We start from the raw sequence: 12,705 nt of genomic DNA on the forward strand, positions 1-12,705 counted from the left end.
GAGGCTTTTCCATGCAGCGTTTTAATTTCCCTGTCGTTCAGCCTGATCCCGCACTCGAAGAGCTTCGCGCCGAATTGCAGGTGTTTCTGAAAGAAGAACGGGATGCGGGTAATTTTCGTCCGGAACCGGAATGCTGGATGGCGTCTGCGGATATAGAATTTTCGAAGAAAATGGGGAAACGCGGCTGGATCGGCCTGACATGGTCCAGCCAATATGGCGGGCATGACAAAACCGCCCTGGAACGCTATATTGTGACCGAGGAAACGCTCCGCGCTGGTGCTCCGGTCGCCGCTCATTGGATCGCGGATCGCCAGCACGCCCCGATGTTGCTGGAACATGGCACAAAGCAACAGAAACTGGATATCTTGCCGCGCATCGCCGCAGGAGAATGTTATTTCGCCATTGGCCTGAGCGAGCCGGGTGCCGGTTCGGACCTCGCCAATGTCAAAACCAAGGCAGAAAAAGTTGATGGCGGCTGGAAAATAAATGGGCAGAAAATCTGGTCGTCCGGCGCGCATATTTGTCATTATATGGTCGCCTTGCTGCGGACATCACCAGCCGATGGCCGCAACCGCCATGTCGGCCTATCTCAAATCATGATCGATCTCAGCCTGCCCGGTGTGACGATCAAACCAATCGTTGATCTGTCCGGCGATGCGCATTTTAACGAAGTCTATTTTGAAGATGTTCTTGTACCTGAGGATGCGCTGCTCGGCGAAGAAGGCGGCGGCTGGAAGCAAGTAACGGGCGAATTAGCAATGGAACGTTCGGGGCCGGAACGATTTCTGTCGAGCTATATCACATTAGAGACCGCTCTATATCAATTGCACGGGAAAATGGGGTCCGATTCCCATGCCCGCCTCGGCAAACTCATTGCAAATCTGCGGACCTTGCGCGGCATGTCGTGGGGCATTGCTAATCTGCTCCATCAAGGCGTCTCTCCGGAAACCGAAGCTGCCTTGGTCAAGGATCTCGGCAATCGTTTGGAAAATGACCTGACACAGCAAGTCCGGGCATTGCTCAATGATCTGCCGGAAGATGAGTGGAGCGATGACATGCGCCACATTTTGAATATGGGAATATTACGGTCACCGCCCAATACCCTGCGCGGCGGGACAACAGAAGTTATGCGCGGAATTACCGCGCGCCAATTAGGGCTACGCTGATGATCAATACAGAAGCCATGGTCGCTCAAACCACCGCAAAAATTTACGCCGATCTATGTGGGCGCGAAATACCGCATGAGGCAGAATCGGGGAAATATCCCCAAAGTCTGTGGGATGCGCTTGTTGGAAACGGTCTACCACTGGCTTGGGTCAGCGAAGAAAACGGGGGCTTTAGTGCAGATTATGATGAAGTCTTCGGCGCGATCTGGGTATCCGCACAGGCCGCGTCACCGGTTCCCTTTGCAGAAACATTAATCGCGAACTGGCTGCTCGACCGGGCAGGAATCGCCATTCCCGATGGGGCATCCAGCTTCGCAATTTTAGATGCTCATTCAACCGACATTCCTTTTGCAAGTGTCGTGGATAATGTGGTTATATTTGACACTATCAAAAGCGAAATTGCCCTTTTCAAAACCGCCGATGCAGTGGCAGGAGAAGCCCATTCGCTATCACCAGATGGAGAGAACCGCTTGGATTTTTCCGGCGCCAAACCCGTCGCGAGTTCATCGACGGAGCTGTCCCGACGCGCAGTCGAGGCGCTCATCCTGACAGTCCGGGCGGTGCAAATGGCCGCTGCCATAGAGGCCGCACTAAATCTTTCTATCACCTATGTGTCCGACCGCGAGCAATTCGGACGCCCGTTATCCAAGTTTCAGGCCATCCAACATCAGTTGGCGGTTGCTGGATCTGAAAGCGCAGCGGCAACCATGGCGGCAACCCAGGCAGCCAGTGTTCTGGCACGAAATATTGGTGATCCCGAAAAAGCCTGGCATGAAGCGGTGGTTGCGAAAGTCCAGATCGGCCACAACGTCGAAGCTGTAACGGTTCCTTTCCATCAGGTACATGGCGCGATGGGCTATACGCAGGAATATGATCTCCATCATTACACCCGCCGCTTATGGGCATGGCGGGACACGCTAGGCAATGAACATCATTGGTCGAGATTGCTCGGCGCGGAGCTTGCCGTAACGTCGCCGGACCAGCTTTGGAAAGGCGTGACAACCGGCGAATGGGTTGCTAATTAACTAACCGGTTAAACTGATTCTCAAAATATCCGATATCGCCTCCAATCATTCCAAAGCACAGGACCCAATTCTATGAAAACACGTATTACAGAGCTTTTCGGCATCAAACATCCGATCATCCAGGGCGGGATGCATTATGTAGGCTTTGCTGAATTGGCAGCCGCCGTTTCGGAAGCAGGCGGTCTTGGCATCATCACCGGTCTGACCCAGAAAACACCAGAAGATCTCGACAAAGAGATTAAGAAAGCCAAAGCGCTGACCGACAAGCCTATTGGTGTGAACCTCACCTTCCTGCCAATCGTCAACGCGCCCGATTACCCAGGCTATATCAAAGCGATCATCGATAATGATATCAAGGCTGTCGAAACAGCGGGCAACAACCCTGCCGAATATCTCCCCGCGCTAAAAGAAGCTGGTGTAAAGGTCATTCACAAATGCACCGCCGTGCGCCATGCGTTAAAAGCCCAGAGCATTGGCTGTGATGCAGTATCGGTTGATGGCTTTGAATGTGGTGGCCATCCCGGTGAAGATGATATCCCCAACATGATCCTTTTACCAAGGGCAGCTGACGAACTGGACATTCCGTTTGTCAGTTCCGGCGGACAAGCTGATGCACGCAGCCTGGTTGCCTCCCTCGCCATGGGCGCGGAAGGCATGAATATGGGCACGCGCTTCATCGCGACTAAAGAAGCGCCCGTACACCAGAATGTCAAAGATGCGATTGTCGCGGCTAGTGAGCTCGACACCCGTTTGGTAATGCGCCCGTTGCGCAATACCGAGCGTGTATTGACCAATCCCGCGGTTGAACGTTTGCTGGAAATAGAAAAGGAAAAAGGTGCGGATCTGCAATTCTCCGATATTATCGAGCAGGTTGCGGGCGTTTATCCGAAAATTATGATGGAAGGCGACATGGACATCGGCGCGTGGAGCTGCGGCATGGTTGCTGGTCTGATCAACGATATCCCGACCTGCAAAGAACTGATCGACCGGATCATGGCCGAAGCGGAAGACATTATTAACGGTAGACTCAAAGACTTTCTGGCTAACTGAATATGAGGTTCGATCGAACGCTTTAGCGCTTCGTTGACGGCGACATCGCGATCATAATGGAAGGTGCTGCAGAAGTTCTGTGGCGCCTTTTCCTGTTGCAAAAGCCCCGGACTTTCATCCGAAGGCCTTCGCTCTTATCCTATCGGATAGATTTAACGAGATATCGCGTTGCCAATTACGGCGCCGATAATGCCACTGGTGACGCCAATTAAAATGGCATCGTTACCCGACTGAACCCAGCGATAACCTCGCGGCGCGTTTGAAAGGCGATAGGCACGAGGGTTGCTAATAACCCGATAGTTTATCGCGTGACGGCGGTCAAAGTGCTGCCCTTTAGACCAGCGCTTCTGGTCGACAGTGTAACGGGTATTCGAATAGTGGTTGTTAGCGCTTTTTCCACGAACGTTTCTATCGACCGTCGTGGTCTTGGTAACAACACGTTTGCCATGCTTGTTCGTCACAGTTTTACTGACCGTCTTATGCGTTGCAGCCTGAGCCTGTGCAGTAATCATAGGCGATGCAACCATTGTAGACGCAGCCAATATCATCAGAAACTTTTTCATAATAAACTCCTCTTGTACGCGGCGCCTTCTGCGGCGTCAGAAACAGTTATGACGCAGCGCGGTCGCAAAGATTTGTCAGATTCCGGGTTTTTTGTATCAAATTGTCACGAAGACGGCGGTTCGTTAATCTACCAATCAGGTTTGGGAACAATCCCACAGAGCTAAAACAGAGCGCAGGGCAGTGACAAAGGCAAGCGGCTGATCGAGCATCAAATGATGTTCCGCCTTGGGCACAGCAATCATCGGAATATGCGTTCCGCCCAGTTCGCGCAAATGGGCCACGCTATCGGCATCAAACAAGGTGCTGTTCTCGCCATAAACCATCGCCAACCGGTGCGGCAGGTCGGCGATCCTTTGCGGGGCCGCCATCCACTTAACTTGGTCATTTTCACTACGATGGAACACTTTCGGATCAAATTTCCAAGTCCAGCCACCGTCTACACGGCGCATGCTATGATATGCCATATAGTCCAATAGGAAAGGAGACTGTGCATCCTGTGGAGGGGATAGAATAAAGCGTCCGCGCGCAGTCTCATAATCCGGATAGATATTGCTTGGGCGATCCGACCTGCCAGAACCCGGCGAACCGCTACCCTTTTCAAAATGGGCCATAAGCTTCTCTGGCCGCATGATCATCAGATCGCAGATAATTAGACCGCCAAACCGCGAACCCGCCAATTCCATTGCTGTGAGGGCAACTCCGGCGCCAAAGCTATGCGCGATAATTTTCGGTTTTACCGGCCCTGAAAAAAGATCCAGCGCATCGGCAAGCGCAACCATATCTTCCCCGCGCTGTTCGCTTTTAAATTCTGCCCCAATTTCACTTTCACCCATGCCAGCCAGATCATAGGCGACAATATCATATTCCTCGGCAAGAAATGGCGCAATAAAAGCAAAACAACGCGCATGGGCAAGAAAGCCATGCGTCAGCAGCAACGCAGGATTACCGCGTTTCCCCCAACGGAAATAATGGACTTTTTGTCCTCCAACGACAATAAATTCTTCCTCACGCGGAACATCTAGAGCTTCAGTAAACCATGATGGCAGGTCATATTGACCAGCCCAAATATCGACGATGTCTGTGCTGGTCATGAATGGCCTATTTGCCTTTCCAATTGGGTTTACGTTTCTCAGCAAATGCGAGAGAACCTTCCTTGGCATCTTCGGACGCAAATACCGGCCCTATAATTTCAGCCTGTTTTATCCATGCCTCCTTACTAGTCCAGTCATAGCTTTCGTTGATGATGCGCTTCGTTGCCTTCAATGCCAAAGGTCCATTGGCGGCTATAGTGGCAGCCAGCTCAATTGCCGCATCCAGCGCGGGACCATCGGTCAGGCGATTGACGAACCCGACTTCGTAAGCACGTTGGGCGGAGAAGAAATCGCCGACCAACGCCATTTCCATCGCCACGCGTTTGCCCACCAATTGCTGAAGCTTGATTACACCCCCCGCCGCGGCCACGAGCGAGCGTTTTACTTCGGGAATACCAAATTTTGCTTTGCTATTGGCAACACAAAGATCACAAGCCAAAGCCAGTTCCAGACCACCCGCAAGGGCATAGCCTTCCACAGCTGCGATCAGTGGCTTTTCTGGCCCTTTTTCAGTAATACCACCAAAACCATAACCTGCAACAGAAGGTGTTTCACCGCGCAAAAATCCTTTCAGATCCATACCGGAACAAAATGTTCCGCCAGCACCGGTAATAATTCCGGCGTTGAGGCTGTTGTCATTATCGAGCTGCTCCATTGCCGTGCGAATGCCTTCAGCCGCAGCTTTGGTCATCGCGTTTTTGGCCTCGGGCCGGTTAATAGTGACGATGATGAAACCATCTTGAATATCTGTGAGTACTTCTGACATTTTTGTTTCTCCTTTAAATTTTAATCGAATAATAAGCTGGCTAGTTTCGACCGTTGATAAGCCGCGTCACCCATAAGGGCACCGTCAAATATGGCTTTGCGCCGGTGTAATTGGGCATCGCAGTCGTGCGTGAAACCAAATCCGCCATGAAACTGGATCGAACGATCAGCCGCGCGGCTATAGCTACTATGCGCCTGCGCTGCGGCCATGCGGACGGCTACTTCGCCTCGGCCCTGCTCGCCCCAACTATGCGCTGCGCTGTAAAGATGGGTGCGCGCTTTTTCATATTCCACATAAATGTCGACCGTCGGATGCTTTAAAGCCTGAAAGCTTCCGATAATCTTGTCGAACTGTTTGCGGGTCTTGAGATATTCGAGTGTATAATCGATCACAGCTTGGGCTCCGCCGGTCATTTCAGCGGCGTGAATTAAACCGGCTGCAAGTTCGATTTTCTCAATAGTTTCGCGAGACCGGCTAACATCAAATAGCGCGTCTGCGCTTATTATTACTCCATTGAGATCAACTTCATAGCTGCGCGCTGTTTCGTCGATGATCACTTCCCGCCGCAATGCACTGTCATTTAATGTGGATCGTTCGATCAATGCAAAACAGACATCAGCATCCACCTTTATCGAAGCAATAATCAGTTCCGCGCTGTCTGCCCAACGGACCAGTTGTTTCTTGCCGGAGAGGGTGACTTTATCGGCTTCCCATTTGCCGGAGCATTGGATATTGCTCAGATCCCAGTCGCCATTATCTTCGGAAAGTGCCAAAGTTGCCGCGCAACCGGCTGCTATTTTGGGGAGCCACGCGGCTTGCTGGGCCTCGGTGGCGCCCGCGAGCAGCGCCTGTGCGGTCACTGTTGAAGAGCCGAAGGGTGTATTCATAAGGTTGCGGCCCATCTGCTCGGCGATAGGGACGACTTCAGCCATAGTCAGCCCGACACCGCCATGGGTTTCGGGAATCGCAATGGCCAGCCAGCCGAGTTCGCCAATCTCTTTCCAGACTTGCGGATCATATCCCAGTTCATCGTCAATAAGAGTCCGGACCTTGTCCATGGGTGACTTATCGCGGCAGAAATTGGTCGCGACTTCCATTAATTCTATTTGCTCTTCGGTTGTACCGATGCTGCCTAAATTATCCATGTTCTGATTCCGGTCTATCGTGTCTTTGGCAGACCAAGCGCATGCTCGGCGACGATGTTGCGCTGAATCTCGGACGTGCCGCCGCCGATGGTGGCGGAAAAGCTGTTGAGATAGCTGCGATGCCAATAGCCATTATCGACCGCATTTTCATCACCGACATAATAGCCGGCCTTGGTCCCCTGAAAACCCAGCGAGAATTCGGTTAATTCTCGGATCAATTCGGTCCGCGCCAGTTTGTTCATCAGCGGCAATCCCATCGGCTTGTCCTGCATTAACTGGGGCATCCGGCGGCGGGTGTTATTGAGGTTCAGCGCCTGTATATCGATCATAAATTGCGTCATCTTGTCGCGCATGACCGGATCGTCGAGCAACGGCTTGCCATTGCGCATCGAATTTTTCGCCAACTGGACGATCTCCATAGCGTCCAGTTCTTTGACAAAATAACCGCCCACCGGTTTGACCTTGGCCCCGCGTTCATATTCCAGCGTTTTCATCGCCATGGACCAGCCATTGCCCTCGCCGCCAAACAGACAGTCGGCGGAAATGCGCGCATCGGTGAAGAAGGTTTGGACAAAGCCATATTCACCCGTCAGCTTCTTGATCCGGCTGGTGCTGATCCCGTCAATTTTCATCGGGTTGAGAAAAAAGCTAAGCCCCGCATATTTATTCGGTGCATCGAAATCAGTCCGCGCGAGCAGGATCATATATTTTGCCCGGTCGCCAAGAGATGTCCATATCTTGGATCCGTTGAGCACATATTCCTTGCCATTTTTCACGGCTTTAAGCTGCGCATTGCCCAGATCACTGCCATGTTCCGGTTCGGAAAATCCCTGACACCAGATATCTTCGGCATTCAGCATGCCTTTTATATATTTATGCTTCTGTTCTTCCGACCCTAGATCAAGGATCAGCGGCCCTGCCCAGCCATTGCCAATCGCATTGAGCATGATCGGCGCATCATATTTTTTCATCGCGCGGGTCGCGACCCGTTGAAACTCGCTATGCAAACCGCCGCCGCCATATTCCTTTGGCCAACTGGCGCCCAAATAGCCCGCTTCATGGACTTTGCGCTGCCAATCGCGAAGGAAATCAAATTGTTGGTCGGTGCTCACTTCCATGAAGGTCAGGGGCAACATGAAGCCGGGATCACGGACGGTATTTTCCTTGAACCACGCATCGGCCGCCTCGGAATATTCCTTTAGCGCGACTTTATCCGGTTTCTCGGCCATCGGCTTGCTCCTCTATATCCCTTATCAATATGGTCGGTGGAAGAATCCCCGACCGACCGATACTCGCAAAATCGTTAGAAATTTAATTGAACGACTAAATTACAAAAAGCAATGGTTCGATAGCGATGAGAGAGAGAAAGGACGAGCGAACAGAAGCCACTGATGTGCCGGACCTGTCATGCCCATCGCGGATTAATCCTCGATTTTAAAGACGGCGTGCCGACTAACAACCTTGGGAAATCCAGGGAGAGCGATGCGATCGGCAGTCTTTTTTCCCCATTATTCGACTATCGTGTGACACAGGTCATTGCCTGCTGATTTCAACGCGTTAGAATTACGAGCATAGGAAATGGGAATGGTTGTAACTCGAACTGCGGGCCGACCATCAATGACTGGACGCACCATATCGCAATTTCAGGCCATAAATTATCTAGGAAACACCCATGTCAAATTCAATAATTTCTATGTGTAAGGCCCTTCAGATCGGGCTTACGATATTCGCCTTGGGCATAACTGCGTCAGCGTCAGCAAAAGAGCTGAAGCTTCCCAATGGCGGCAGAAATGGCGTGGGCATGGGTTGTCCTGCCAGTTCGGTCGCTAGAAAACTAAAAGCTGGAAACAAAGAGTGGACGATGGGAATTAGTGATCGTCTTGGTTTTCCGACAAAAAAGGGTGCCGAATGGAAAATGATATGCGTCCATACTAACGGTACTAGCGGTACATCAACCACCTGTTCCGACGACGGCTACATCATTGCAGGGACAGAAAGCGAAGATATGTACGTTTCCTGCTACCGAGGAAAACTACCTGAACGGTTCAAATAGTTTCTAAAACTTCTGTAATAATCCTAAAAAAAGGGCTCCGAAAACGATCCAGAGCCCTTAATTTACAATCTTATTTGTCAGCTTAGCCCACCACGATCATCACCAATGATGTCGCAATCAGCGCCGGTGTTTCGGTGCCGTCAATTTCGACGACGACATTATAGGTCAACAACCAGCGGCCCGGCTGTTTTTCGACCGCGTCGACCAGCGTATGGCGTCCACGAACCTTTGACCCTGCACGCACAGGGTTGAGGAAGCGGACTTTATCAAAGCCGTAGTTAATGCCCATCAAGGTGCCTTCGAGACCCAGCGTCGTGCCTTCGGATAGTCTTGGCAAAAGCGAGAGCGTCAACAGACCATGGGCGATAGTACCGCCAAATGGTGTGGCTTTGGCTTTTTCTTCGTCAATATGGATGAACTGGTGGTCTTCGGTGCAATCGGCAAATGTGTTGATCCGGTCTTGGCCCACTTCGACCCAATCGGACACGCCGACTTCCTTGCCTTTCCAGCTTTCGAGTTCGCTTGGTTTGATCATTGGCATATTATTTCTCCTAAAATGCTTCCCACATTCCGTTAGTGGTGAGCTTATCAAGCCGCGCCTCTCGTCGAGAAGCGCCGTTCACCTGCGGTAGCCTGCGGCCCGACAGGCTCAGGGCTAATGGGAATTCCAAAGTTTGGCTTTGAACTAGCCCTTCATCACTTCCTGCATCCGGCGGAAAAATTTACCGCCCTGTCCGCTGCCATTGGCATATTCCTGCATACCGGTTTCGTCGAGAATCTGATCGATATTCTCAGCAATAGCTTCGGCGCTGCGCTTTTCAACCGGCAACCAGATGCCTTCGGTTTCGAGAATTTTCGCTGCCGCATAACCACCAGCACCGGCCGTCAAGATAGTCTTCGATGGCGCGCCATCGCTGCACAGATAGACCACGGCGGGGGTTACGGCTTCGGGAACCAGCATTTCCAACGCTTCTTCCGGCATGACGTCTTCGGTCATGCGCGTCGCTGCAACGGGGGCAATACAATTGGTATGAATGCCTTTGCCCGCGCCTTCCTGATGCAGGCTGTTCATCATGCCGACCAAGGCCATTTTGGCAGCGCCATAATTCACCTGTCCGAAATTGCCATATAGGCCTGTGGATGACGTCGTCATCACAATCCGGCCATATTGGCGCTCGCGCATATGATCCCAAACGGCCTTGGTGCAATTGACACTACCGGTCACATGGACATCCATGACAAACTGGAAATCTTCCAAGGTCATTTTGTGGAAGCTCTTATCGCGCAAGACCCCCGCATTATTGACAAGGATATCGACATGGCCCCATTTTGCGATCGCATCGGCAACCATTTTCTCAACTGCGGGCATATCGGTAACGCTGCAACCTGCCGCCATAGCTACGCCGCCTTCGGCTTCGATCTCTGCGACCACTTGCTCTGCCACTGTGGCGGAACCACCCGTGCCATCGCGGGCGCCACCGAAATCATTGACGACAACCTTCACACCGCGCCGTGCCAATTCCATGGCATGCTGTTTACCAAGCCCCGCACCGGCACCGGTGACAATGGCTACGCGGTCATTAAATTCTACTTTGCTCATGGGAGCTTCTCCTCTTGGCTGATCAATAAGGGTGAAATGGTTGCGCGGGTGGATGCGCAATCATTTTCAGCGAGTCAAGACAAGCCTATAAGATGTTACAGCTCGAACGGCTGTCTATTTCTTTCGGCCCTTACCTGCCGTAGCGGAAGATGTGGTTAGGCGCTTATTCGGTTTTATTTCTGCGGGCTTATCGACCTTGGCATTTTTGGCTGCAGCAGCACTCGCCTTCTTCGCCGCTGCCATAAGAGCACCAAAGCTCTTTTCTGCCATAGCAATGTATACGGCGGGGTCAGGTAGCATATCCCGATCAGCCGTAATCGTCAGCATGACATCACGATTATAGCTGGTCACAGTGTGGAAAACACCCAAACCATCAACAGGCAATCCCATACCAAAGCTGCGTTTCAGTTCGGAACCGGCAAAATACATCGCGGATGGCGGCCCCGGCACATTTGTCACAACCGTGTTGATCTGAGGCAGCGTCGTCTGGCCCAGCCCCATGCGGGAGGCCAGCTTTGTCGCCGCTGCAGTCAAACCGGCAGGCATCGCGCCGCTGAGTTCCATGAGGGCTTTCGCGCCGACCGCTTCATTCATTCCTTTTGACCGGCTGGTTTCTCTAGCCACAAATGCGAGCCGTTCGGCCGGATCGGTAAGATGGGTTCCCAGCCCGACCTGCATCATCGCAACCTGATTCCCCCCTGCGGCGTCCCCATTGCTATCGCGCAAGGATACGGGCGCACCGGCTTTCAGCGTCACTTCGGGCAATTCGCCCTTGCTATCAAGATAAGCACGCAGCGTCCCGCCAACGACCGTCAACATGACATCATTCACGGTTGCTCCGGGAAAAGCGGCGCGGATTGTCTTTATATCGTCCAGCGTAAAGGCGGTCGCATCAAAAACCCGGTGCGGGGACATTTTCCTGTTCAGCCGGGTTTTCGGCACTGCCGCCCCGGCGCCCTTTTGCTGTTTATTGTCTCGCGTAAAATTGAATATCTGCTTGGGTATAGGCAGAAGTTTGCTCAAGGTCTTCAATCCCCGGACCGGGTTAGCGATATTATTAACCTGCGCCCGAGCAAGCAAGGTCAAGTCACTGGGCTTTGCTTCGGGCTGCCATTTGCGGGTCCATTTGCGGGGCGTCATTTTAGCATCAAGATCATGCAGCGCCACGGTCATTTGCAAACCCGATTGCCCGTCCATGGCGGCATGATGTAATTTATGCATTACCGCGAAGCTGCCCTTTGGCACGCCTTCGACATTGTCGAGGCCTTCTATCACGGTGAATTCCCATAACGGGCGGTCCATATCCAAGGGCCGCGCATATATCCGCGCCGCTTGTATACATAGCTGCCGCCAGTCACCGGGCTGCGGCAAAGCAATATGGCGAACATGGTATTCGAGATCGAAATTCTCGTCTTCAATCCAGTATGGATGGTCAAGATCAAACGGCACACGGACCAATTTCCGCCGGAATATCCCTGCGCCATCCAACCGGCCTTCGATATAACTCAGTATATCCTTGAAACCGACCTTTCCCCCAGGGGCCGTCGCTGGATCATAGATAAGAAGCTGGCCGATATGCATCGGCGTATTGCGTGTCTCGGTATAGGCAAACATTGCATCCAGTGCACCCAATTGTTCCATCATCACCCCCTCTTATGATTCTTACGGTGTTGATCCTAAATCAGATTGATAAAAGAAGCGAATCAGATGTCGGCTATTTGTGGCCGATAATGTGAACTGCACTCCGTCAAATAACGGGTGACATATTTTCCATCTATAGTTACTAGCTGCGCCGTGAACGATATTCGCGCCTTTTTCAAACGGCGGCTGCATCTTGCCGCATTAGTGCTATTGCTTGCGCTAGGTATGAAAGCGCTGGTTCCGGCAGGCTATATGATTGGCCCTGCAGACGGACTGTCGATCACGGTTAGCATCTGTAACGGTTCGGGCGCGGAACAAACCATCACCATTCCGATGGAAGATGATGGTAAGGATAGCGGCCAACATGAAAGCAGCAATGGGGGCGATGGTATTTGTTCCTTCACCGCGCTGTCACATGCCACGTCAGATAATCCGGTTCCGCTTGCCATATTGCTCATCGGCTTTGCTTTCATCATGGCGCTTGGATTGGCCCGATTGGCCTTTTCGACGCGGCCGCAATTCAAATATACACGGCCGCCGTCACAGGCTCCTCCGTTTTTCGCATAATATCCTTCGCTTGATTTAGCTGTCTGCACGCTGTGCG

The 12,705-nt window shown here is 52.2% G+C and carries 13 protein-coding genes; 5 read left to right on the forward strand and 8 right to left on the reverse strand.

Annotated elements, in window-relative coordinates; genetic code table 11:
* Window positions 1-11 precede the first annotated feature (11 nt).
* The 3 genes from V7676_RS05715 (at window position 12) to V7676_RS05725 (ending at window position 3,241) form a co-directional block, all read left to right on the forward strand.
* Window positions 12-1,166 carry an acyl-CoA dehydrogenase family protein gene (locus V7676_RS05715; RefSeq protein ID WP_335658676.1) on the forward strand — a complete coding sequence of 385 codons (1,155 nt, stop codon included), beginning with the start codon at window positions 12-14 and terminating at the stop codon, window positions 1,164-1,166.
* Entirely contained in the window at window positions 1,166-2,191 is a 1,026-nt protein-coding gene (locus tag V7676_RS05720) for an acyl-CoA dehydrogenase family protein (protein WP_335658677.1), read from the forward strand. Before V7676_RS05715 ends, V7676_RS05720 begins: the two co-directional genes overlap by 1 nt.
* 72 nt (window positions 2,192-2,263) lie before the next feature.
* On the forward strand, window positions 2,264-3,241 hold the full coding sequence (locus V7676_RS05725; RefSeq protein WP_335658678.1) for an NAD(P)H-dependent flavin oxidoreductase: 978 nt from the start codon (window positions 2,264-2,266) through the stop codon (window positions 3,239-3,241).
* Between the two features lie 152 nt (window positions 3,242-3,393).
* Here V7676_RS05725 and V7676_RS05730 read toward each other — a convergent pair whose 3' ends face one another.
* From V7676_RS05730 to V7676_RS05750, 5 genes are all read right to left on the reverse strand, one after another.
* Window positions 3,394-3,807: an RcnB family protein gene (locus V7676_RS05730; RefSeq protein WP_335658914.1), complete on the reverse strand. Its 414-nt coding sequence runs from the start codon at window positions 3,805-3,807 to the stop codon at window positions 3,394-3,396.
* A 132-nt stretch (window positions 3,808-3,939) separates the two neighbouring features.
* Window positions 3,940-4,896: an alpha/beta fold hydrolase gene (locus V7676_RS05735; protein ID WP_335658679.1), complete on the reverse strand. Its 957-nt coding sequence runs from the start codon at window positions 4,894-4,896 to the stop codon at window positions 3,940-3,942.
* A gap of 7 nt (window positions 4,897-4,903) precedes the next feature.
* The gene (locus V7676_RS05740) at window positions 4,904-5,662 is read right to left on the reverse strand and encodes a crotonase/enoyl-CoA hydratase family protein (protein ID WP_335658680.1); all 759 of its coding nucleotides are present in this window, start codon (window positions 5,660-5,662) and stop codon (window positions 4,904-4,906) included.
* Between the two features lie 20 nt (window positions 5,663-5,682).
* On the reverse strand, window positions 5,683-6,807 hold the full coding sequence (locus V7676_RS05745; RefSeq protein WP_335658681.1) for an acyl-CoA dehydrogenase family protein: 1,125 nt from the start codon (window positions 6,805-6,807) through the stop codon (window positions 5,683-5,685).
* A 14-nt stretch (window positions 6,808-6,821) separates the two neighbouring features.
* Window positions 6,822-8,036 (reverse strand): acyl-CoA dehydrogenase family protein, encoded by a 1,215-nt coding sequence (locus V7676_RS05750; RefSeq protein WP_335658682.1) that lies wholly within the window; start codon window positions 8,034-8,036, stop codon window positions 6,822-6,824.
* Between the two features lie 443 nt (window positions 8,037-8,479).
* Here V7676_RS05750 and V7676_RS05755 point away from each other — a divergent pair, with 443 nt between their 5' ends.
* Window positions 8,480-8,860 carry a hypothetical protein gene (locus tag V7676_RS05755; protein ID WP_335658683.1) on the forward strand — a complete coding sequence of 127 codons (381 nt, stop codon included), beginning with the start codon at window positions 8,480-8,482 and terminating at the stop codon, window positions 8,858-8,860.
* 82 nt (window positions 8,861-8,942) lie between these two features.
* Here the strand turns inward: V7676_RS05755 and V7676_RS05760 are convergent, their stop codons facing one another.
* The 3 genes from V7676_RS05760 to V7676_RS05770 form a co-directional block, all read right to left on the reverse strand.
* Window positions 8,943-9,401: a MaoC family dehydratase gene (locus V7676_RS05760; RefSeq protein ID WP_335658684.1), complete on the reverse strand. Its 459-nt coding sequence runs from the start codon at window positions 9,399-9,401 to the stop codon at window positions 8,943-8,945.
* Window positions 9,402-9,545: 144 nt separating this feature from the next.
* Window positions 9,546-10,460, reverse strand: a complete 915-nt coding sequence (locus V7676_RS05765) for an SDR family NAD(P)-dependent oxidoreductase (RefSeq protein ID WP_335658685.1) — start codon at window positions 10,458-10,460, stop codon at window positions 9,546-9,548.
* Between the two features lie 114 nt (window positions 10,461-10,574).
* Window positions 10,575-12,104 (reverse strand): WS/DGAT/MGAT family O-acyltransferase, encoded by a 1,530-nt coding sequence (locus V7676_RS05770; protein ID WP_335658686.1) that lies wholly within the window; start codon window positions 12,102-12,104, stop codon window positions 10,575-10,577.
* Between the two features lie 150 nt (window positions 12,105-12,254).
* Here V7676_RS05770 and V7676_RS05775 point away from each other — a divergent pair, with 150 nt between their 5' ends.
* Entirely contained in the window at window positions 12,255-12,668 is a 414-nt protein-coding gene (locus tag V7676_RS05775) for a hypothetical protein (RefSeq protein ID WP_335658687.1), read from the forward strand.
* Window positions 12,669-12,705: the final 37 nt, after the last annotated feature.

Source organism: Parasphingorhabdus sp., from assembly GCF_036963805.1.
Lineage (GTDB): Bacteria > Pseudomonadota > Alphaproteobacteria > Sphingomonadales > Sphingomonadaceae > Parasphingorhabdus.

Bases quoted from the DNA above. Each gene is read 5' to 3' on its own strand.
- V7676_RS05755 (WP_335658683.1), top strand. From the start codon at position 8,480: ATGTCAAATTCAATAATTTCTATGTGTAAGGCCCTTCAGATCGGGCTT.
- V7676_RS05770 (WP_335658686.1), bottom strand. From the start codon at position 12,104: ATGATGGAACAATTGGGTGCACTGGATGCAATGTTTGCCTATACCGAG.
- V7676_RS05720 (WP_335658677.1), top strand. From the start codon at position 1,166: ATGATCAATACAGAAGCCATGGTCGCTCAAACCACCGCAAAAATTTAC.
- V7676_RS05760 (WP_335658684.1), bottom strand. From the start codon at position 9,401: ATGCCAATGATCAAACCAAGCGAACTCGAAAGCTGGAAAGGCAAGGAA.
- V7676_RS05740 (WP_335658680.1), bottom strand. From the start codon at position 5,662: ATGTCAGAAGTACTCACAGATATTCAAGATGGTTTCATCATCGTCACT.
- V7676_RS05725 (WP_335658678.1), top strand. From the start codon at position 2,264: ATGAAAACACGTATTACAGAGCTTTTCGGCATCAAACATCCGATCATC.
- V7676_RS05715 (WP_335658676.1), top strand. From the start codon at position 12: ATGCAGCGTTTTAATTTCCCTGTCGTTCAGCCTGATCCCGCACTCGAA.
- V7676_RS05735 (WP_335658679.1), bottom strand. From the start codon at position 4,896: ATGACCAGCACAGACATCGTCGATATTTGGGCTGGTCAATATGACCTG.
- V7676_RS05745 (WP_335658681.1), bottom strand. From the start codon at position 6,807: ATGGATAATTTAGGCAGCATCGGTACAACCGAAGAGCAAATAGAATTA.
- V7676_RS05765 (WP_335658685.1), bottom strand. From the start codon at position 10,460: ATGAGCAAAGTAGAATTTAATGACCGCGTAGCCATTGTCACCGGTGCC.
- V7676_RS05750 (WP_335658682.1), bottom strand. From the start codon at position 8,036: ATGGCCGAGAAACCGGATAAAGTCGCGCTAAAGGAATATTCCGAGGCG.